This window comes from Devosia sp., from assembly GCF_036563435.1.
Classification (GTDB): domain Bacteria; phylum Pseudomonadota; class Alphaproteobacteria; order Rhizobiales; family Devosiaceae; genus Devosia.
On record NZ_DATCMJ010000018.1, the window covers coordinates 361,580 to 382,837 of the forward strand.

19 protein-coding genes are annotated in these 21,258 nt (G+C 64.5%); 15 read left to right on the forward strand and 4 right to left on the reverse strand.

Annotated features, from left to right (window positions below; genetic code table 11):
- The 3 genes from alr to radA all read left to right on the forward strand — a co-directional run bounded on the left by alr (position 1) and on the right by radA (position 3,184).
- On the forward strand, positions 1–1,131 hold the full coding sequence (gene alr / locus VIL88_RS14250) for an alanine racemase (RefSeq protein WP_331989970.1): 1,131 nt from the start codon (positions 1–3) through the stop codon (positions 1,129–1,131).
- Positions 1,132–1,152: 21 nt separating this feature from the next.
- Positions 1,153–1,692 carry a DUF1697 domain-containing protein gene (locus VIL88_RS14255; RefSeq protein ID WP_331989972.1) on the forward strand — a complete coding sequence of 180 codons (540 nt, stop codon included), beginning with the start codon at positions 1,153–1,155 and terminating at the stop codon, positions 1,690–1,692.
- 91 nt (positions 1,693–1,783) lie between these two features.
- Positions 1,784–3,184: a DNA repair protein RadA gene (gene radA / locus VIL88_RS14260; protein WP_331989974.1), complete on the forward strand. Its 1,401-nt coding sequence runs from the start codon at positions 1,784–1,786 to the stop codon at positions 3,182–3,184.
- A gap of 1 nt (position 3,185) precedes the next feature.
- Here the strand turns inward: radA and VIL88_RS14265 are convergent, their stop codons facing one another.
- Positions 3,186–3,554, reverse strand: coding sequence for a DUF2200 domain-containing protein (locus VIL88_RS14265; RefSeq protein WP_331989976.1), 369 nt, complete (start codon positions 3,552–3,554; stop codon positions 3,186–3,188).
- Between the two features lie 160 nt (positions 3,555–3,714).
- Here VIL88_RS14265 and VIL88_RS14270 point away from each other — a divergent pair, with 160 nt between their 5' ends.
- The 4 genes from VIL88_RS14270 to VIL88_RS14285 all read left to right on the forward strand — a co-directional run bounded on the left by VIL88_RS14270 (position 3,715) and on the right by VIL88_RS14285 (position 7,378).
- A complete protein-coding gene (locus VIL88_RS14270) occupies positions 3,715–4,368 on the forward strand; it encodes a CvpA family protein (protein ID WP_331989978.1) in 654 nt (217 codons plus the stop codon).
- A 171-nt stretch (positions 4,369–4,539) separates the two neighbouring features.
- A complete protein-coding gene (purF, locus tag VIL88_RS14275) occupies positions 4,540–6,030 on the forward strand; it encodes an amidophosphoribosyltransferase (RefSeq protein ID WP_414650141.1) in 1,491 nt (496 codons plus the stop codon).
- Complete coding sequence (locus VIL88_RS14280) at positions 6,030–6,779, forward strand: SDR family NAD(P)-dependent oxidoreductase (protein WP_331989982.1); 750 nt, start codon at positions 6,030–6,032, stop codon at positions 6,777–6,779. The genes purF and VIL88_RS14280 overlap by 1 nt, the downstream gene beginning before the upstream one ends.
- Positions 6,779–7,378, forward strand: coding sequence for a GNAT family N-acetyltransferase (locus VIL88_RS14285; RefSeq protein WP_331989984.1), 600 nt, complete (start codon positions 6,779–6,781; stop codon positions 7,376–7,378). Before VIL88_RS14280 ends, VIL88_RS14285 begins: the two co-directional genes overlap by 1 nt.
- A gap of 1 nt (position 7,379) precedes the next feature.
- On the opposite strand, the gene VIL88_RS14290 is transcribed toward VIL88_RS14285, so the two are convergent.
- Entirely contained in the window at positions 7,380–8,651 is a 1,272-nt protein-coding gene (locus VIL88_RS14290) for a hemolysin family protein (protein WP_331990704.1), read from the reverse strand.
- 200 nt (positions 8,652–8,851) lie between these two features.
- Between VIL88_RS14290 and VIL88_RS14295 the strand changes: the two genes are divergently transcribed.
- The 3 genes from VIL88_RS14295 to VIL88_RS14305 all read left to right on the forward strand — a co-directional run bounded on the left by VIL88_RS14295 (position 8,852) and on the right by VIL88_RS14305 (position 11,143).
- On the forward strand, positions 8,852–9,286 hold the full coding sequence (locus VIL88_RS14295; protein WP_331989986.1) for an MAPEG family protein: 435 nt from the start codon (positions 8,852–8,854) through the stop codon (positions 9,284–9,286).
- Positions 9,287–10,579 (forward strand): RsmB/NOP family class I SAM-dependent RNA methyltransferase, encoded by a 1,293-nt coding sequence (locus VIL88_RS14300; protein ID WP_331989987.1) that lies wholly within the window; start codon positions 9,287–9,289, stop codon positions 10,577–10,579.
- Positions 10,580–10,654: 75 nt separating this feature from the next.
- Positions 10,655–11,143 (forward strand): TspO/MBR family protein, encoded by a 489-nt coding sequence (locus VIL88_RS14305; protein WP_331989989.1) that lies wholly within the window; start codon positions 10,655–10,657, stop codon positions 11,141–11,143.
- Here the strand turns inward: VIL88_RS14305 and VIL88_RS14310 are convergent.
- Entirely contained in the window at positions 11,140–12,357 is a 1,218-nt protein-coding gene (locus VIL88_RS14310; RefSeq protein ID WP_331989991.1) for an acyltransferase, read from the reverse strand. The genes VIL88_RS14305 and VIL88_RS14310 overlap by 4 nt on opposite strands.
- A gap of 131 nt (positions 12,358–12,488) precedes the next feature.
- On the opposite strand from VIL88_RS14310, the gene guaA reads away from it, so the two are divergent.
- The 4 genes from guaA (at position 12,489) to VIL88_RS14330 (ending at position 17,939) form a co-directional block, all read left to right on the forward strand.
- A complete protein-coding gene (gene guaA / locus VIL88_RS14315; protein WP_331990705.1) occupies positions 12,489–14,060 on the forward strand; it encodes a glutamine-hydrolyzing GMP synthase in 1,572 nt (523 codons plus the stop codon).
- Positions 14,061–14,170: 110 nt separating this feature from the next.
- Positions 14,171–14,968 carry a tetratricopeptide repeat protein gene (locus VIL88_RS14320; RefSeq protein WP_331989993.1) on the forward strand — a complete coding sequence of 266 codons (798 nt, stop codon included), beginning with the start codon at positions 14,171–14,173 and terminating at the stop codon, positions 14,966–14,968.
- A gap of 32 nt (positions 14,969–15,000) precedes the next feature.
- On the forward strand, positions 15,001–16,452 hold the full coding sequence (gene der, locus VIL88_RS14325) for a ribosome biogenesis GTPase Der (protein WP_331989995.1): 1,452 nt from the start codon (positions 15,001–15,003) through the stop codon (positions 16,450–16,452).
- 830 nt (positions 16,453–17,282) lie between these two features.
- Complete coding sequence (locus VIL88_RS14330; RefSeq protein ID WP_331989997.1) at positions 17,283–17,939, forward strand: L,D-transpeptidase; 657 nt, start codon at positions 17,283–17,285, stop codon at positions 17,937–17,939.
- Positions 17,940–18,030: 91 nt separating this feature from the next.
- On the opposite strand, the gene guaB is transcribed toward VIL88_RS14330, so the two are convergent.
- Positions 18,031–19,533 carry an IMP dehydrogenase gene (guaB, locus tag VIL88_RS14335; protein WP_331989999.1) on the reverse strand — a complete coding sequence of 501 codons (1,503 nt, stop codon included), beginning with the start codon at positions 19,531–19,533 and terminating at the stop codon, positions 18,031–18,033.
- Positions 19,534–19,904: 371 nt separating this feature from the next.
- On the opposite strand from guaB, the gene VIL88_RS14340 reads away from it, so the two are divergent.
- Positions 19,905–21,257 (forward strand): MFS transporter, encoded by a 1,353-nt coding sequence (locus VIL88_RS14340; protein WP_331990706.1) that lies wholly within the window; start codon positions 19,905–19,907, stop codon positions 21,255–21,257.
- Position 21,258 lies beyond the last annotated feature (1 nt).

The window sequence follows — 21,258 nt, forward strand, 5'->3', positions numbered from 1 at the left end:
ATGGCCCTGACGTCTGGCCTCGGCGGGCAACTCAGCATCGATCTCGGGGCCCTGGCCCGCAACTGGCGTGCGCTGGACAAGGTGAGCGCCGGCGCCTTGACGGGCGCCGTGGTCAAGGCCGACGCCTATGGCACCGGTATCACGATGGCTTCAAAGGCTCTGCATGCCGCCGGCGCCCGCTTCTTCTTCACGGCAACCCCGGATGAAGGGCTCGCCGTGCGCGCTGCCGTGCCGGACGCGCATATCTTCGTGCTCAACGGCCTGTATCCGGGTGCGGCCAACCTTTATGTGCGGCAGAACCTGATGCCGGTTATCTCCTCGATGGCGATGCTGGAGGAATGGCTGGCCAAGTGCCTGGAGCGTAACGAGGCCTATCCGTCGGCCTTCCACTTCGACACAGGCATGAACCGCCTGGGCTTCCGCCTCAACGAGGCGGGCATGGTGCGCGAACGCATCCAGTCGCTGGGTTATGCGCCGCAGATGGTGATGAGCCACCTCGCCTGCGCCGACCAGCCCAACCACGAGAAGAACCGCACGCAGCTGGCGCTGTTCGGCTCCGTCATGTCGCAGTTCCCGGGCGTGCCGGCGTCGCTGGCCAATTCGGCAGGGCTGATGACAGGCCGTGACTACCATTTCCAGATGGTGCGGCCAGGCATTGCGCTTTACGGCGGGCGGGCCGTCAACGGCCGCAAGAACCCGATGGCGCCCGTAGTGACGCTGCATGTGCCCATCCTCCAGATCAAGGAAGCGCGGACCGGCGAGACCGTCGGCTATGGCGCCAGCCATTCGCTGTCGCGCGACAGCCGCCTTGCCGTGCTGAGCCACGGCTATGCCGACGGCTTCCTCCGTTCTCTGTCCGCCAGCAATACGCGTCCCGGCGGCAAGGTCGTCATCCGCGGCAAGGTCTGCCCGGTGGTCGGCAAGGTGTCGATGGACCAGATTACGGTGGACATCACCGAACTGGGCCCCGACATTCCCAGCCCCGGCGAAGGCGCCGAGGTGCTGGGGAACATCCTTGATGTCGACGACCAGGGCGATGCAGGCGGCACGATCGGCTACGAAATCCTGACCTCGCTGAAGGGGCGGTACAACCGGAACTATGTCGGCGACGGGAACTTGCCGGCTGGTTAGTGCGCCGTTCACGGGGAGGCGATGGGCGTTTTCGTAGTCATGCTTCGTGCCATTGGCCCAGTGACGCACAGGGTTATGTCCATGGCCGACTGGCGTGCGGCCGTTGCCGATGCCGGTTTCAGCAATCCAGAGACTTATGTCGCGACCGGCAACATGATCGTCGAAGGCGACGGGACCGCAGCTGCCGTTGCGCGGCGCATGGATGAGATCGTGCAGAGCTTGGGACTGGCGCCCAGCAACAAGGCGATCGTGAGGACGCCCGGCCAATTGCAGCGGCTGATCAAGGCCGATCCGTTTCCGGATGCCAGCACAGCGCGTCCGTCAGCACTGGCGGCCTATTTCGCTGCAAATCCGCGCCCCGACTTCAGCTGGGTAGCAGACTATGATGGGCCTGAGCGGATCGCCGTGATCAGCGGCCATCTGGTGGTCGATTACCATGATAAAGTGACCGGCTCGTCCCTATCCAGCCTTATCGAGCGCAAGTCGGGCACCATGACCGCTCGCAACTGGAACACGTTACGGAGCTTGGCGGAGAAGGCTGCGCATCGTGGCAGGGCTTAGAGAACTGCATCGATGCAGTTCCTATTTTGTTCTTGCACTAGCAGCCTCCCCTTCATAAAGATGTCCAGACTTCACTTCGTAGAGTAGCAGCTTGGCCAAATCCCGATCTTCGTTTGTCTGCCAGGCTTGTGGCGCGGTGACCTCGCGCTGGCAGGGGCGGTGCGACGCTTGCGGCGAATGGAACACCATTGTCGAGGAGATCGCCGATAGCGGCGTCGGCGCGGGGCCGAAGTCGGCCAAGTCCGGCGGCCGGCCGACCAATCTGGTGCCGCTGGCGGGTGAGACCGAGAGCGCGGCGCGGGTGGTGACCGGCATGGCGGAGCTGGACCGGGTGACCGGCGGTGGCTTCGTAAAGGGATCGGCGCTGCTGGTGGGTGGCGATCCCGGCATCGGCAAGTCGACGCTCCTCCTGCAGTCGGCTGCGGCTCTGGCCAATCGCGGCAAGCGCGTCATCTATGTGTCCGGTGAAGAGGCCGTGGCGCAGGTGCGGTTGCGGGCGCAGCGACTGGGATTGGGCGAGGCCAATGTGATGCTGGCGGCCGAGACCAATGTTGAGATCATCCTGGCGACACTGGAGAACGGCCCTGCCCCCGATCTCGTGATCATCGACTCGATCCAGACGCTGTGGACTGATCGGGTGGATTCGGCGCCCGGGACGGTGACGCAGGTGCGCACCTCGGCGCAGGCGCTGACGCGTTTTGCCAAAAAGAGCGGTGCGGCCGTCGTGCTGGTGGGTCACGTGACCAAGGACGGGCAGATCGCCGGCCCACGCGTGGTGGAGCACATGGTCGACGCCGTGCTCTATTTCGAGGGGGACGCCAGCCATACGTTCCGCATCCTGCGCGGGGTCAAGAACCGCTATGGCGCCACCGACGAGATCGGCGTCTTTGCCATGACCGAGTTGGGGCTCGAACAGGTGGCCAATCCTTCGGCGCTGTTTCTGGACCAGCGCGACGACGACGCCACCGGCTCGGCGGTCTTTGCCGGGATGGAGGGCACGCGGCCGATCCTTATCGAAATCCAGGCGCTGGTGGCGCCTTCGCCACTGGGCACGCCGCGGCGGGCCGTGGTGGGTTGGGATTCGTCGCGGCTGTCGATGGTGCTGGCTGTATTGGAGACGCGTTGCGGGGTGCGGATCGGCGCCAATGACATCTATCTCAATGTGGCCGGTGGCTTGAAGATCAATGAGCCGGCGGCTGACCTCGCGGTGGCGGCGGCGCTGATCTCCTCGTTGACCAGTTCGCCCCTGCCCAAAGACTCGGTCTATTTCGGCGAAATCTCGCTGGCTGGGGGCATCAGGCCGGTAGCGCATGGATCGCTACGCTTGCGTGAGGCGCAGAAACTCGGCTTCAAATCGGTTGCTACAGGGCGGCTGGGCAATGCCGACCGGGCGACCGGTCTGGCGGTGTCCGAGTTCACTGCCTTGGCCGATCTGGTCGGGCGGATCGCTGCGAACGGCAAGCCGCGCGAAGCAAATCGAGACGAGTGGTAGGTTAAGCGGGCGGCTGGCGGAGGATCTTTTCCATAGGGCGGCCCTTGGCGAGTTCGTCCACCAGCTTGTCGAGATAGCGGATCTCGCGCATGGTCGGCTCCTCTATCTCCTCGATGCGTACGCCACAGATGACACCCCTGATCAGGGATCGCGCGGGATTGAGGCGCGGCGCGTTGTCAAAGAAGTCCTGGAACGTGGTCTGGTTGGCCAGTTCGCGCTCCAGCCCTTCCTGGGTATGGCCAGTGAGCCAGCAGGTGACCTCGTCCACCTCCGCCTTGGTGCGGCCCTTGCGTTCGGCCTTGGTGATGTAGTGCTTGTAGACGCTGGCCACGCTGGTGGCGTAGACGCGATGATTTCTGCTGTTGTCCATGGCTTCTCCTCGGGCAGAGAATAGCAGGGGCGGGCATAGGGGTTAACAGTTTCTTTGGAGATCGTCTTCTCGGGCGCGCCGCGCCCTTGGCATCGGACGGCAAAGCGGCTAAACGAGGCCCGAGACTGCCGGGGCGGCAACTGGAGCTAGGCGAAGACATATGCTGACAGCGTTCGACGTTGGTGTGGGTGTGCTGGTGCTGATTTCAGCGATCCTCGCCACGGCGCGGGGCCTGACCCGCGAAGTGCTTTCGCTGGCCACCTGGGCCGGCTCGGCCGCCATCGCCATCTACATGTGGCAGTACCATCCCGAAATCGCGCGGCAGTATATTGCCGAGGCCATCGTTGCCGACATCGCCACGGTTGTGGTCAGCTTCATCGTGGCGTTGATCGTGCTGCACCTGCTCACCATGCGCATTGCCGACTTCGTGGTGGACAGCCGGATCGGGCCGATCGACCGCACCTTGGGATTTGCCTTCGGCGTGCTGCGCGGCATTCTGATCGCCATTGTCATCACGATCTTCGGGACCTGGCTGCTGCCGAACAACTTGCCGAGCTGGGCTGCGGAATCGCAGACGCTGCCGCATCTGCGCAACATGGGCCAGACGCTGATTTCCATGCTGCCGGAAGGCCTCGAACAGCAGGTGACCGACATGCTCAAGGGCGGCACGGGCCTGACCGAGGACGCCGACGCTCCCACGGCGCCCAATGAAGAGGGCACCGACGCCACCGAGGACGGCACGCCTGCGCCGGCCGCGCCTGCTACGCCGGGCACCGGCGTGACGCCGCCGGCTGCGACCGCTCCGCAGGCCTGATCATTTCCGGGTGAGCGCGCCGCGCTCGCCACAAACCTGACCGGCTTGTGAGGCAGTGGTCCGCCGAGCCGAAATAGGCTATGGGACCGGCATCCCTTCTCATGGCCCGCCATTGGCGGCAGCGGCAACGCGATACTGCAGTTGAGGGCAGTTTTTGGCATGGAGAGCCTTGTGAACCATCCCAGCGATGATCAATTCAGCCTCGATGGGGACACGCTGCACGAAGAGTGCGGCGTGTTCGGCATTTTAGGACATAGCGACGCCTCCACTCTGACTGCCCTGGGCCTGCATTCCCTGCAGCACCGCGGGCAGGAAGCTGCCGGCATCGTCAGCTTCGATGGCAAGCAGTTCTATACTGAAAAGCGCATGGGTCTGGTGGGCGACCACTATACGGACCCGGCCGTGCTGGCGAAGCTGCCCGGCACCATTGCCATTGGACACACCCGCTATTCGACCACCGGCGAAGTGGCACTGCGCAATGTGCAGCCGCTGTTTGCCGAGCTCGAGGTCGGCGGCATCGCCATTGCCCATAACGGCAACTTTACCAATGGCCTGACGCTGCGCCGGCAGATCATTGCTACCGGCGCCATCTGCCAGTCGACGTCGGACACCGAGGTCGTGCTGCACCTGGTGGCCCGTTCCCGTCACAGCTCGACCACTGACCGGTTCATCGACGCCATAAGGCAGATGGAAGGTGGCTACGCCATGCTGGCGATGACGCGCACCAAGCTGATTGCCGCGCGCGACCCTATCGGTATCCGCCCATTGGTGATGGGCGAGTTGGATGGCAAACCTATCTTCTGTTCGGAAACCTGTGCGCTCGACATCATCGGCGCCAAGTATATCCGCGACGTGGAGAACGGGGAGATCATTATCTGCGAAGTGCAGCCCGATGGCTCGATCACCATCGAGGAACGCAAGCCAGCGCGCCCGGCCCCCGAGCGCCCGTGCCTCTTCGAATATGTATATTTCGCCCGCCCCGACTCGGTAGTGGCCGGCCGCAGCGTCTATGCCGCACGCAAGCGCATGGGCATCAACCTGGCCAAGGAAGCCCCTGTCGAGGCGGATGTGGTCGTGCCGGTGCCCGATGGCGGCACGCCGGCAGCAATCGGCTTTGCGCAAGCGAGCGGCATCCCGTTCGAGCTCGGCATCATCCGCAACCACTATGTTGGCCGCACCTTCATCGAGCCGACGCAGTCGATCCGTGCCTTTGGCGTCAAGCTCAAGCACTCGGCCAATCGCGCGGAGATCGAAGGCAAGCGCGTGGTGCTGATCGACGATTCCATCGTGCGTGGCACCACCTCGCTCAAGATCGTGCAGATGATACGCGAGGCGGGCGCCACCGAGGTGCATATCCGCGTCGCCAGCCCGATGATCTATTACTCGGACTATTATGGCATCGACACGCCCGACCCGGACAAGCTGCTGGCCAACCAGCACCGGGACCTCAAGTCCATGTGCGAGTATATCGGGGCGGACTCGTTGGAGTTCCTCTCCATCGATGGGCTCTATGAAGCCGTGGGCGGAGAGAAGCGCAATCCGCAGGCGCCGCAGTTTACCGACCACTATTTCACCGGCGACTATCCGACGCAGTTGACCGACCTTGATGGCCGCTCCAAGAACGAGCCGAAGAAGATGTCGCTGCTGAAAGAGGCCGGTTAATGGGTGCCAACGAGGTGCAGAGCGCGCAAGTGCTTGCCGGCAAGGTTGTTCTGGTGACCGGCGCATCGCGCGGCATCGGTTATGCGGCGGCCGTGGAAGCAGCGCGACGGGGCGCCCATGTGGTGGCCGTGGCACGCACCGTTGGCGGCCTCGAGGAGCTGGACGACGAGATCCAGGACCTGGGCTCATCGGCTACGCTGGTGCCGCTCGACCTGCGCGATGGCGATGCCATAGACCGGCTCGGGGCGGCGATCTTCGAGCGCTGGGGTGCGCTGGACGGGCTGGTTGCCAATGCCGGCCAGCTGGGCGTGTTGAGCCCCCTGCCCCATGTGAAGCCGGAAGATTTCGAGAAGGTCATGACGGTCAACGTCACGGCCAATTATCGCCTGCTACGCGCGACGGACCTGCTGCTGCGTCAGTCGGCGGCAGGACGGGCCGTTTTCGTTTCGTCGTCCTCGGCACGTTCTGCCCGGCCCTTCTGGGGCCTTTATGCCGCCAGCAAGGCTGCGGTGGACGCGATGGCCAAGTCTTATGCCGGGGAAGTCGCGCAGACCAAGATCAAGGTGAACGTGTTCTATCCCGGTGCGGTGCGCACCGCCATGCGGGCAAAGGCCATGCCAGGCGAGAACCCCGAGACGCTGCCCAAGCCGAGCGACATCGCGCCCAAGCTGATCGATCTGCTGAGCCCATCAGTGACCGAGAGCGGCAAGCTCTTCGACATGTCCACCGGCACGTTCGGGGACCTCTGATGGTGAACCTGCGCCGCTATCGCGAGAGCGATCTGGAGGCGCTCTACCATATCTGCCTCGCCACTGGTGACGCCGGCAAGGACGCTTCACCCCAGCATGCCGATCCCAAGCTGGTCGGGCATATCTATTCGGCACCCTATGGCGTGCTCGAACCGGAACATGTGTGGGTGGCCGAGGACGATGAGGGCGTGGCGGGGTACCTGGTGGGTACCCACGACACCGATGCCTTCGCGGCGCGGCAGGAGCGCAGTTGGTGGCCTACCCTGCGGACGCAATACGACGAAGTTCCCGAGCAAGACCTTACCGCGGCCGACCTGATGCGGCTCAAGGCAATCCGTCAGCCAGAGCACAATCCCGGCGACCTGGTGGCCGAATATCCGGCCCATATCCACATGAACCTGCTGCCCCGTATCCGCGGACAGCGGGTGGGCAGCAGGCTCCTCGAGCACTGGATCGCCGATGCGAAGGCCGCGGGCGTTGCCGGTATTCACCTGGGCGCCAGCAGCGGCAATACCGGCGGGGTGGCCTTCTGGACCAAGAGCGGCTTCACGCCGCTCCGGACCGTGGACCGCACGGTCTGGTTCGGGATGCGGCTCTAGCTCAGGTCTCCGCCTCGATCCTCGTCATCAGGATCTTGTCGATGCGGCGTCCGTCGAGGTCCACGACTTCGAACTTCCAGCCCGTATGCTCGAAGGTTTCGCCCACCTTTGGCAGGTGGTTGATGATGGAGAGCACGTAGCCGGCAACGGTCTCGTACTTGGCGTCGCGCGGGATACTGAGCTTGAGCCGTTCGCCGAATTCGTCGACCGGCATCCAGCCCGCGACAAGGTAGGAGCCGTCCTCGCGCTTGACCACGGCAGGGTCATCGCCGGTTTCTTCCTGGAAGACTCCGGTGATGACTTCGAGGATATCGCCCGAGGTAACGATCCCCTCGAAATGTCCGTACTCGTCGACTACCAGCGCCATATGGACGGTGGAATTGCGGATGGCGCGCACCACGTCGAGCGCGTCGGCATGGTCCATCACCACGGGGACGGGCTGAACGAAGCGGCGGACATCGAGCGGCTGGCCGTTGGCGAAGACGCTGATGATGTCCTTGATCGCCACGACACCGATAATCGAATCGGCGTCGCCATCCTGGACCAAGAGGCGCGAGCGATGGGTGCCGAGGATGGTGCGGCGGATTTCCTCGCTGTCGTCGCTGAGGTCCACCACATCGACATCGAGGCGCGGGGTCATGAGACCGCGGGCCGAGCGGTCGGCGAGGCGCATGACGCCCGAAATCATGGAGTGCTCGTCGCTTTCAATGACACCGGCCGTTGTCGCCTCGGCAATGATGGTCTTGACCTCTTCTTCGGTGACCTTCTCCTCCGCCTCGCCGCCCTGCCCCAGGAGGCGCAGGACGAGCTTGCCCGACACATCGAGCACCCAGACGATGGGCGACCCGATGGTGGCGACGATCTTCATGGCCGGCGCAACGCGGGCAGCGACGCCTTCGGCATCGCGCAGGGCAATCTGCTTGGGTACGAGCTCGCCAAGAATTAGTGAGATATAGGTGATGAGAACGACAACCACGCCGACGCCGAGCACGTCGGCGACGTTGCTGGGCACGCCAACCGAGTCGAGCCAATCGGTGAGGCGCAGGCCCAGCGTTGCGCCGGAGAAGGCGCCGGACAGAATGCCGACCAGCGTGATGCCGATCTGCACCGACGACAGGAACTTGCCCGGATCTTCGGCAAGCTGGATGGCGGTGGCGGCGCCCCTGTTGCCTTGGTCGGCCATGTTGCGCAGGCGGGCGGGGCGGGCGGAGACGACGGCCAGTTCCGACATGGCCAGGAGGCCGTTGACGATGGTCAGAACGACGACAATCAGGATTTCAGCGTACAAGGTCTTTTTCTGGATTGCGGCCCCGCGATCAGCATCGGGTCGCTTAAGCCAAGACAATATAGAGGCAAAGCTTCCGGTTGCACCATGGGGGTGGGAATTATGTCGCGACCACCCAACGATGTTGAGTATTGAAGAGTCGCAACATGGGCTTGCCCGTGCTGTTGCGTGTTCCAGGAGAAGTCGGGATGGCATTGGTCGAGAAGCTGCTGATCGTGGCGATGGCACTCCAGGTGCTGCTGACGATGGGCATCCTCCTCTGGATGGGCATGGAGCGGGTGCCGCGGGTGATCCGCGGCGAAATCCCTGCCGCAAAGATTGCCGTGGAGCGGGACGCCTACCCGCTGCGGGCGCGGCTGCTGTCCAACAATTTTGACAACCAGTTCCAGCTGCCGGTTCTGTTTTATGTGGCGGCTCTCCTGTCGCTGTGGAGCGGGGTAACGGGTTGGTCTGAGGTCATCCTGGCCGTGCTGTTCGTAGCGCTGCGCTATGTGCACGCCGCCATTCACGTTACGCACAACCAGCTGCAGAGCCGCTTCACCGCCTATGCCGCAGGCCTTGTGGTACTGGCCGTTCTGTGGGTATGGCTCCTGCTTCGACTTCTGCTCAGCCCGGGTATCTAGATGCGCCTTCCTGGTCGCCTTTCCGCCGCCATCGACGTTCTGACCGACGTGGAAACGCGCAGGCGGCCGGTTTCGGAAGCGCTCAAGGCATGGGGCCTGAACAATCGCTTCGCCGGTGCGGGGGACCGGGCAGCCATCGGCAATCTCGTCTATGACGCACTGCGCCGCCGCCAATCGCATGCGGCGCTGATGGGAAGCGACACTCCGCGGGCGCTGGTGCTGGCAGTCGCGGTGCGGGACTGGAGCGAGGACGCGCAGGCGCTGAACGAGAGCTTTGCCGCAGACAGCCACGGACCGGACGTTCTCAGCGAGGAAGAACTCGCGCGGCTCAAGGGCAGCCTGCCTGAGGAAACGGAAGACTGGGTGCGGGCGGATGTGCCGGAATGGCTTGCGCCATCGCTGGAGCGTGCCTTTGGACCCGACTGGATCGCCGAGGGCCAGGCCATGGCCGGCAGGCCGTCGCTGGACCTCCGGACCAACCTTTTGAAATCGAACCGGGACCGGGTGATGAAGTCGCTGGCGCGGTTCGAGCCGGTTGAAACCGCGATCTCGCCCATCGGCGTGACCATGCCGGCGGGACCTCGCGATGCGCGGACGCCCAATGTCACCACGGACGAAGGGTATCTGAAGGGCTGGTTCGAAGTGCAGGACCAGGGCAGCCAGATCGTGGCGGCACTGGCGGGCGCCCGGCCCGGTGAGCAGGTGCTGGACCTTTGTGCAGGCGCGGGCGGCAAGACGCTGGCGCTGGCCAGCGCAATGATGAACAAGGGCCAGATCTTTGCCTATGACAGCGACCGCAACCGCCTGGCGCCGATTTATGATCGGCTGAAGCGCAACGGGGCGCGCAACGTGCAGGTGCGGGCCCCGCAGCCCGGCGCCCTCGACGACCTCCTTGGCAAGATGGACCGCGTGGTGATCGACGCCCCCTGCACCGGCACCGGCACCTGGCGGCGGCGTCCCGACACGAAATGGAAGCTGACGCCGGAGCTGCTGGCGCAGCGCGTCGCCGAGCAGGCGGCAATTCTTCAGGAGGGGCAACGCTACCTCAAGCCGGGTGGGACACTGGTCTATATTACCTGCTCCATCCTGCCCGAGGAGAACGACGATCAGGTCGCGGCCTTCCGGGCGGCGCAGGCGGGTTTCGAGGTGGTACCGGCGACCGCGCTTTGGCGGGAAACGTTTGGCAGTGGCGCCCCGGCCGGGGTGGTGACCGCAGGGGGTGGCATCGCCCTCACGCCGCACCTTACGGGGACGGACGGGTTCTATTTCTGCGCCTTGCGCCGCGTGGGCTGAAGAGTCATCGTCGGCGTTGAACCGCGAGGCCGAACGCGCGTTCAAAGAGCAGAGCATCCACTTGTGAGCACATCCATGACGGTTCCATCCCTTGCCGACTACAAGACGCCACGTCCCTGGTTGACGCTTGGCATCTTCCTCGTGGTGGTAATCGGCGTCGGGGCGCTGATCGGAACGCAATCGGCGCCGGGCGCGTGGTATGAGAGTCTCGAGAAGCCGCCGTTCAATCCGCCGAACTGGATATTCGGGCCGGTCTGGTTCACGCTTTATGCCATGATTGCCGTGGCTGGCTGGCGCATCTGGATGATCGACCGCAGCAGCACGCCCATGAAGATCTGGTTTGGGCAGATGGCGCTCAACTGGGCGTGGTCGCCGATCTGGTTCATCGGGCAGATGCTGTGGCCAGCCTTTGCGGTGATCGTGGCCATCCTCCTGCTGATCGTCGCCTTCATTGCCTCGGCGCGGAAGTTCGACACAGTGGCGGCCTGGCTGTTTGTGCCCTACCTCGCCTGGGTGGCCTTTGCGACGCTGCTCAACCTTTCGATCGCGCTGCTCAACGGCTAACCGAGCTGTTGGGCCGCGGTGAGTGAAGACTGCTGCGGCCGGTGCTCCAGGCCGCGGGCCCAGCGCACGACCGGCCGTTCCAGCAGGTAGAAGCTTGCCCTGGCAACAAGGACGCTGAGGGCGATGGCCACGGCGCTGGACCAGAGCCAGATGTTCCAGCCATCATCGAGCCAGGTCTGGAAGGCTGGTGGCACGAGGCGCGCCATGAGGCCGATGATCAGGAAGTGCCAGATATAGATGCCGAAGGAAATCTCCGCCACAAAGCGGGAGAGACGGTTGTCCAGGAGGCGTCCCGCGATCACCGAAGAGGGCAGCGCCACCAGCGCTACGCAGATGGTAAGAGGCATCCAGGGGAAGCCGTAGGGGATGCCGAGGAAGCCGAAGCCTTCGTTGAGGCCGCCGATATGGGCGATCATGACCCAGGCGGCGGCTCCGATGGCCAGCAGGCCCAGCGCGTCGAACAGCCATGACCGCAGGTGGTTCAGCTTGACCTGAATGCCGGCCGCCAGGGCGCCCAAGGCAAAGATGGCAAAGAAACCGACCGGGTTGAAACGGGGCATCCATGCCTTGGCGCCGCCTGTCAGTCCATGGTCCCAGCCCCGGTTCACCTCGTCGATCGGCGCCCATTGTACCACCATCCAATGGAGCGTGAGTACGATGCCGATGACACCGACCCATGCGAGGCGTGCGGGCCAGTGGCGGAGGCGGAGAGCGAACAGGGCTGCCAGGAACATGGGCAACAGGAGATAGGAGGTGACCTCGAAACCGATGGACCAGAGGGGGCCGTTGTTGTCGACGGGAAACAAGGTCAGCCAGTGCCAGTCGCTGACGAGGAAGAAGCCGGCGGCAAAACGCAGGAGATGCTCGCCGTCGAGCGGCGAGCCGCTGATGGTGACGCTGAATATGAGGCTCACGACCAGCGCCAGCCAGAAGCCGGGGAGGATGCGGGCTCCACGGCGCAGGGCATAGACTTTGAGCGACGGCATGGGACGGCCTGCGTCCAGCGCCAGCCAGAAAGGGCGCGCGAGAAGGAAGCCGCTCAGCACGAAGAAGATGGCGACGCCAAAGCTGCCCATGATGACGAAGTCGATGAAGCCCTTCGCCCATAGGGGGACCTTGTCGCCGGCCACGCGGAAGGCCAGGTGATGCAGGAGCACGAGCAGGCAGGCGGCGGCGCGCAGGAAATCGGCACCGAGCAATCGCTGTTGGGTCATGTGGGCTCTACTGAGTTGCGGCTCCTGCCCTGCCGCAGCAGACGATTGTGGTCAAGACCCGAAAGCCGCTGCAGGCGTGGTTTGCGTGGTGGGCGCTTGCGGAATCCGGCTGGCGGCGATATGGCCTCGCCATGCAAAGCACAGATCTGTCCGCTCCGCCGCAATCGATCCTCATCGTCGACTTCGGGTCGCAAGTCACTCAGCTGATTGCGCGCCGCATTCGCGAGACGGGCGTCTACTGCGAAATCCATCCGTTCCAGAATGCCGGTGCTGCTCTTTCAGCGATGCAGCCGCGTGGCGTGGTGCTCTCGGGCAGCCCCGCTTCGACATTGGACGAGAACGCGCCCACCATAGATCCGGTGATCCTCGAGGCCGGCGTGCCGATTTTGGGCATTTGCTATGGCCAGCAGGCGCTGTGCATGGCGCTGGGCGGAAAGGTCGAGGCTGGGCATCACCGCGAATTCGGCCGCGCCGAGCTGACCGTCCAGAAAACGTCGTCGCTTTCTGAAGGCGTCTGGCCGCTGTCGACTTCGCACCAGGTTTGGATGAGCCATGGCGACCGCGTGGTGGCGCTGCCGGAGGGCTTTGAAGTCGTGGGCACGTCGCCCAATGCGCCGTTTGCAATGATCGCCAATGAAGAGCGCCGCATCTGGGCCGTACAGTTCCACCCCGAAGTGGTGCACACTCCGGACGGGGCCAAGCTCTATGCCAACTTTGTGCACCACATCTGCGGCATCGAGTCGAATTGGACCATGGCGGCCTACCGCCAGAAGATGATCGAAAAGATCCGCCACCAGGTGGGCAGCGGCAAGGTAATTTGCGGCCTTTCGGGCGGAGTCGATTCCTCTGTCGCGGCCGTGCTGATCCACGAGGCCATCGGCGACCAGCTCACCTGTATTTATGTCGACCACGGCTTGATGCGCCTCAATGAAAGCGAACAGGTCGTTTCCATGTTCCGCGACCAGTATAACATCCCGCTGGTGCACGTGGACGCATCCAAGGTTTTCCTGCGCGAACTTGAAGGACAGTCGGACCCCGAGACCAAGCGCAAGATCATCGGGCGGCTGTTTATCGAGACGTTCGAGGAGGAAGCGCGCAAGCTCGGCGGGGCGCAGTTCCTGGCGCAGGGGACGCTCTATCCGGATGTCATCGAGTCCGTGTCGTTCACCGGCGGCCCATCGGTCACCATCAAGTCGCACCACAATGTGGGCGGTCTGCCCGAGCGCATGAACATGCAATTGGTGGAGCCGCTGCGCGAATTGTTCAAGGACGAAGTGCGCGTGCTGGGCCGGGAGCTTGGCCTGCCCGAGAGCTTTATCGGCCGCCACCCGTTCCCCGGTCCGGGCCTTGCCATCCGCTGCCCGGGCGGCATCACGCCGGAGAAGCTCGATATCCTGCGCAAGGCGGATGCGATCTATCTCGACGAGATCCGCAAGTCGGGCCAGTACGACAAGATCTGGCAGGCCTTTGCCGTGCTGCTGCCGGTGCAGACGGTGGGCGTGATGGGCGATGGGCGGACCTATGAGTTCGTCTGCGCATTGCGGGCCGTGACGTCGGTGGACGGGATGACGGCGGACTTTTACCAGTTCGACATGAACTTCCTGGGGCGCACGGCAACACGCATCATCAACGAAGTGCGCGGCATCAACCGCGTGGTCTATGACGTGACCAGCAAGCCGCCCGGCACGATCGAGTGGGAATAGGCGCAGGGCCGTTGCGGGCCTCGTAAATCCGCGGCGCGGCGGCGTTGCCTTGCTTTCGGCAGGGAGCATGCTAAACGTGCCCCCGAACTAGCTAAGACCTTAGGCAGGCCATGTCCCAGGACAATATTTTCCGCGAAGTCGACGAGGAGCTGCGCAGCGATCGCATGCGCGCCTTGTGGCGGCGTTTTGCTCCCTTCGTGATCGGGGCCGCGGTGGCTGTGGTGGCGGTGGTCGCCGTCAACGAGGGCTGGACCTGGTACCACTCCAACAATGCCGCGCAGTCGTCGGACGAGCTCTATGCCGCCTTCGACGCCATCGAGGGTGGCGACCTGGCGGCGGCGCAGACGCAGCTCGATGCGCTGATCGCCGACGGCTCGGGCAACTATCCGGTGCTGGCGCAATTCCGCAAGGCGGGCGTTCTGGCCAAGGAAGGCAAGACGGCCGAGGCCGTGGCTGCCTATGACGCGCTGGCCAATACGCAATCCAACCCGCGCCTCCGTGAACTGGCGCTGGTGCTGGGCGGGACCTTGATGGTGGATGCCGGCACGGTGGCCGATGTGGAATCGCGCCTCGGCACGATTGCGGCCGAGGGCAACCCGCTGCGTAACGCGGCCCGCGAGGCGCTGGGCCTGGCGCAGTACAAGGCCGGTGACTTCGCCGCGGCGCAGGCGAGCTTCGAGGCCGTGGTCAACGATCCGCTGGCGCAGAGCACCGCTCGCAACCGCATGGGCTATTACCTGGCGCAGCTGCTATCGGAAGGCGCCATCGCGGCTGAGGAAGCGGCCCCGACCAACGCGGAAGCCGCCGCGACGGCGATCGACGCCATCGTCAGCGACGAGGCCCCTGCCCCACAAGCCCCTGCTGCGGACGCTCCCGCAGCCACACCGGAAGCGCCGGCCGCGCAGTAGCGGCCGCAGCCTCGCCGGATCGGAAGGACCACATGACCGTCACCGTTGCCATTGTCGGTCGTCCCAACGTCGGCAAATCCACCCTGTTCAACCGCCTGGTCGGACGCAAGATCGCCCTTGTCGACGATACGCCGGGCGTGACCCGCGACCGCCGCGAGGCCGAGGGGCGCATTGCCGACCTTTCCTTCCGCATTCTCGATACCGCCGGGTATGAGGACGTGAAGGATGGCAGCCTCGAGGACCGAATGCGCCAGCAGACGGAACTGGCGATCCGCGAAGCCGACGTCATCCTGTTCATGATCGACGCCCGAGCCGGCGTTGTGCCGCTGGACCAGCGTTTTGCCCAGGTGCTGCGCAAGGCTGGCAAGGATGTGCATCTGGTTGGCAACAAGGCCGAAAGCGGTGCGGCGGAGGCCGGACTGGTGGAGGCGTTCAAGCTCGGCTTTGGGGAAGCCATTCCCCTCTCGGCCGAGCATGGGCTGGGCCTGTCGGAACTCTATTCCATCGTTTCGGCCACCATCGACCGCAAGAATGCCGAGAGCGAGGCGCGCGAGGTTGCCGATCTCGACGAGATGCCCGAAGTCGATATCGACATCACCGAGGACATGCTCGAGGGTGAGGGCGACGAGGCGACGCTGCGCTGGAACCCCAAGCGCTATCTCAACGTCGCCATCGTTGGGCGTCCCAATGCCGGCAAGTCGACGCTGATCAACCGCATGGTGGGCGAGGAACGCGTATTGGTGGGGCCGGAAGCCGGCATTACCCGCGACTCAATCCTGGTGCCATGGGAATGGGAAGGCCGGGTAATCAACCTGGTTGACACGGCCGGCATCCGCCGCCGCTCGCGTGTCACCGAAAAGCTCGAAAAGCTTGCGGTGGGCGACTCGCTGCGCTCGATCCAGTATGCCGAAGTGGTCGTGCTGATGCTCGACGCTACCATTCCGTTCGAGAAGCAGGATCTGGCGCTGGCCGACCTCGTGGAGCGCGAGGGCCGGGCCCTGGTGATCGCGGTCAACAAGTGGGACCTGATCGAGGACAAGAACGAGCATCTCAAGATGCTGCGCGAGGAGTGCGAGCGCCTCCTGCCGCAGCTGCGCGGCGTGCCGCTGGTGACCCTGTCCGGCTTGACCGGCAAGAACATCGACAAGCTGATGGATGCAATCTTTGCCATCGAGCGCAGCTGGAATTCGCATGTGTCGACGGCGCGGCTCAACCGTTGGCTGAGCGGCATGGTCGAGAGCCATCCGCCTCCGGCCGTGTCGGGGCGCCGGCTCAAGCTGCGCTACATGACGCAGGCCAAGACCAGGCCGCCAAGCTTCATCATCTTCGCCTCGCGGCCAGATGCGGTGCCGATGGCCTATCAGCGCTACCTGATCAACGGGATACGGGAAGCCTTCAACATCAAGGGCACGCCGATCCGGCTGTGGATCCGTGGCGGCAAGGAAAACCCCTACGACGACAAGTCGAAACGCCGCCTGGGATAGGACGTGCGGAAGCGCCGCCTTCCCAGCGGTTATCTCGAGCAGCGATGGCGAGACCGCGGTCTCGAATGGGTAGATGTGAAAGTGAGATCGCAGTCTCGCCATCACGCCGGGATTTTCGCACACGCATCGAGCAACCTGCTTTGCGCCCGAAGGAACGCGCCCGCCATTCGAGCGTAGCTCTCATGGCCTTGTCGCCTCAAATCTCTCCACCGGAGAGATTTGTCCTTCGGAACGTCTCCAAGTTGTTGGTCAGCATCCATGCGCGAGCCTGGCGACCCAGGCTCCCCGACAGTCCCTGCAGCCATCACTCGTCATGACCGTGCTCTGCTGCAGGCGATGGGGGGATTGTACGCGCGGTTTAGGGGGCGGGGATAAGTTTGTAGTGTGCGCGTTGATTGGCCACGGCGTCGTCCCGCTCAGGCGGGAATCTTCCTTGGTCTGAGAGGGGGATACCCGCTTTCGCGGGAATGACGTTGTGGGGGAGTGGGGAGAATGGAGGCTGGACGAAGCTTCGGTACCCCCACCCGGCCTCCCCCTGGTAGGGGGAGGAGTTCGGCCGGTGGGTGGGGCGAGGTCGCGGCTAATCCGATCTACTCCTCCCCCTTCAGGGGGAGGTTGGGAGGGGGTCGGGTTGGCCGTGCAGAACCTATCCGCTTTCAATCTAAGTTTCGAGAGCGGGGCGCACCCCACCCTAGCTCTGCTACGGTCACTCGGACCGAGCGGCGCTTCCCCCCCGTCGGGGGAGGAGCCAAGGCGCCGTGCCGAGCAGGGCATTGCCAACTGGCTCTGGTGCGGTCACTCTTCGGGCGAACAGCAGAGGGGTGATGGGCATGGCAACGACAATCGACGGCGCGCGGGTGGGGCGGCGCATGTTTCTGCTGGGGACAGCGGCGCTTGGGGCGCTGGCGGTGGCGGGGTGTTCGACGAGCGGGATCAGCTTTGCCGAGGCGGAGCGGATCTATGGGCCGCTGCCCAACGAGCGCTTTCCGGTGCCGGCCGTGGATATCAGCAAGGTCAATCCCAAGTATCTGCGGCAGCGGGTGCGCTACGCGTCCAATGAGGCGGTGGGGACGATCATCGTTGACCCCAAGAACTACTTTGTCTACCGCATCGAGGGCGACGGCTATGCCACGCGCTATGGCGCCAATGTGGGACGCGCCGGGTTCCTGTGGAGCGGCGAGGCCTATATCGGGCGCAAGGCGGAATGGCCGGTCTGGACGCCGCCGGCGGAAATGATTGCCCGCCAGCCGGAGGCGGCGCCCTACCGGAACGGCATGGCGCCTGGCCTTAACAACCCGCTCGGTGCCCGGACGCTCTACCTTTACCAGGACGGACGATACACGCTCTATACGATCTACAGCACGATCATGCCCGAGACGATCGGCAAGGGCGTGTCGAGCGGCTGCGTGGGCTTGCTGACGCAGGACATGCTGGACCTCTACGACAAGACGCCGGTCGATACGAAGGTGATCGTGCTGCCCGCTTAAGGTTGGACACCGCCAAGTGAGCGGTAAGCGCCGCGCATCACCCTCGGGCCCGACCCGAGGGTGACGTTCCGTGGTGGTGAAGCCGAGGAGCCTACCGCCCGCTGCGGTAGTTGGGGGCTTCGCGGGTGATGGTCACGTCATGGACGTGCGACTCGCTGAGCGCGGCGCCGGAGATCTTGACGAAGACCGAGTTGTCGCGGAACTCCTTGAGATTGTGGGCCCCGGTATAGCCCATGGAGGCGCGGAGGCCGCCGGCGAGCTGGTGCAGCACGGCGCCGGCAGCGCCCTTGTAGGGCACCTGGCCTTCGATGCCTTCGGGAACGAGCTTCATCTGGTCGCGCACGTCCTGCTGGAAGTAGCGGTCGGCCGAGCCCGAGCCCATGGCGCCGACCGAGCCCATGCCGCGATAGGACTTATAGGAGCGGCCCTGGTAGAGATAAACCTCGCCCGGGCTCTCGTCAGTGCCGGCCAGAAGCGAGCCGACCATGACGCAGGAAGCGCCACCCGCCAAGGCCTTAGCCATGTCGCCTGAGAACTTGATTCCGCCATCGGCGATGACCGGCACACCCTGACGGGCCGCCTCCTCCGCACAGGCCATGACGGCAGCCAGCTGCGGCACGCCAACGCCGGCGACGATGCGGGTTGTGCAGATTGAGCCAGGGCCGATGCCGACCTTGACCGAGTCGGCGCCGGCGTCGATCAGCGCCTTGGTTGCTTCGGCCGTCGCAATGTTACCGGCGACGATGCGGGTGGAGTTGCTCTCGCGCTTGACGCGCTCAACGGCCTCGGCGACGCGCACGGAATGGCCGTGGGCGGTGTCGATGACGAGGAGGTCGACGCCGGCATCGATCAGCGCCAATGAACGCTCGAAGCCCTGATCGCCCACAGTTGAGGCGGCAGCCACACGGAGGCGCCCCTGGGCGTCCTTGACAGCGTTGGGATTGAGCTGGGCCTTTTCGATGTCCTTGACGGTGATGAGGCCGGTGCAGCGGCCGTCGGCGTCGACCACCAGTAGCTTTTCGATCCGGTGCTTGTGGAGAAGGACCTTGGCCTCGTCCTTCGATACGCCGTCACGCACCGTCACCAGATTTTCGTGCGTCATCAGCTCGCTGATCGGCTGGGCCGGGTGGGAGGCGAAACGGACATCGCGATTGGTGAGGATGCCCACAAGCTTGCCGACGGCGCGACCGCCCTTGCCGCCATTCTCGACGACGGGAATGCCGGAGATGCGATGGGTCTGCATCAGCGCGAGGGCATCGGCGAGGGTCGCGTCCGGGCCGATGGTGATGGGGTTCACCACCATGCCAGATTCGAAGCTCTTGACCTGGCGGACCTGCTCGGCCTGTTCGGCGGCAGTGAGGTTCTTGTGGATCACGCCGAGACCGCCGGCCTGGGCCATGGCAATGGCCATGGCGCTTTCGGTAACGGTGTCCATGGCCGAGGAAATGATGGGAAGATTGAGCGCTATGTCCTTGGTGACATAGGTGGAAATATCGGTTTCGCCGGGCAGGACATCGGAACGCGCGGGCTGAAGGAGCACGTCGTCGAAGGTAAGCGCGTAGTCGCCGGTTGCGGTGCTGATAATCTTCGCCAAGGCCAGACCTTTCCTGCCTTCTGATACAATCAGAAATGTTGGAGCTGAGAACCGGACGACATGGTCGGCGGGTTCAGGTTGGCGAGGGTCAATAGCACCCGCGCCGCTTTTTGCAAAGGGAAGGAGGGGCAAGCGCCTGCCCGGCAGGCTTGCGCCGCGGACCCTACCCAAGCGACAAGCTTGCTGCTAACACAGCAGGGTTTGGGCGCTTCTGCGTCTAGTGACGCTTCAAGCTGACGGATATGGCCGCCCTGCCCTTGCGCTGACGCTAGCAGGGTTCATAGTGGGCGCCTTGCTTCGGCCTTCTGCTTTCTCTCTCTGGCTCCCCTTTGATCCGCGTTACACCCCTCATCCTGGCGGTCGCCCTGTTCATGGAACAGATGGACTCGACCGTGATCGCCACGTCCCTGCCCGCCATCGCCGCCGATATCGGCACCGAGCCGATCGCGCTCAAGCTAGCGCTGACCGCCTATTTCGTGGCGCTGGCGATCTTCATCCCGATCAGCGGCTGGATGGCGGACCGGTTCGGCGCCAAGAACATCTTCCGGCTGGCGATCTTCGTCTTCATGCTGGGATCGCTGGCCTGTTCCTTTTCGTTCTCGCTCGAAACCTTCGTCATTTCGCGCTTCTTCCAGGGCATCGGCAGCTCGATGATGACGCCGGTGGGGCGCCTCCTGCTGGTGCGCTCGACGCCGCGCAACGAACTGGTTTCGGCCATGGCCTGGCTCACCGTGCCGGCGCTGATCGGGCCGCTGACCGGCCCGCTTATCGGGGGCTTTCTCACGACCTATCTCAGCTGGCACTGGATCTTCTGGATCAACATTCCCATCGGCATCGCCGGCATCATCCTTGCCGGCATCTTCCTCAAGGTGCCCGATGCGCGCAGCCCGCGGCCGATCGACATGGTGGGGTTCTTTCTTGCCGGCGTCGCCGCTGCCGGAACGGTGTTCGGCCTTTCCGTGGTCAGCCTGCCGGCACTGCCGCTGATCTATGGCTGGCTGACGCTGGCGATCGGGGTGACCTCGGGCCTCCTTTACCTGCTCCATGCACGGCGCACCCGCTTTCCGCTGCTCGATCCGGCCCTGTTCCGGCACAAGCTGTTCCGTGCCTCGATCATCGGCGGGTCGCTGTTCCGCATAGGGGTCGGCGCCGTGCCGTTCCTCTTGCCGCTGATGCTGCAGCTGGGCTTCGGGCTCAGTCCCTTCCAGTCAGGCGCCATCACCTTCGTGTCGGCGATCGGCGCCATCATCAGCAAGTTCCTGGCTGAACGCGTCTATGCCCGCTTCGGCTTTCCCCGCGTCCTTGGCTTTGCCTCGATCTTCGGGGGTGCCTTGATCGCGGCGCAGGGACTGTTCAATGCCGAGACGGCGGCACCGGTGATCATGGCGGTGCTGTTGGCGGGGGGCGTGCTCCGCTCGGTGTTCTTCACCGGCTCCAATGCCATCGGCTATGCCGACGTGGACGACGAGGAGGCCAGCCAGGCCACCGCCATTGTTGCTGTGGGCCAGCAGCTCAGCGTCGCCTTCGGCGTGGCGGTGGCGGGGGCGCTCCTCGAGATCACCACGCGGATGCGCGGGGCCGAGCTGTCGCTGATCGACTTCCAGATCGCCTTCTTCGTGGTGGGCGGCCTCAGCATGCTGGCCGGCGCCATCTACCTGCGCCTGCCCTCCGATGCCGGGGCGAACGTTTCCGGTCATCGCGGCGTTGCCGTGCAAAAGGACTGAG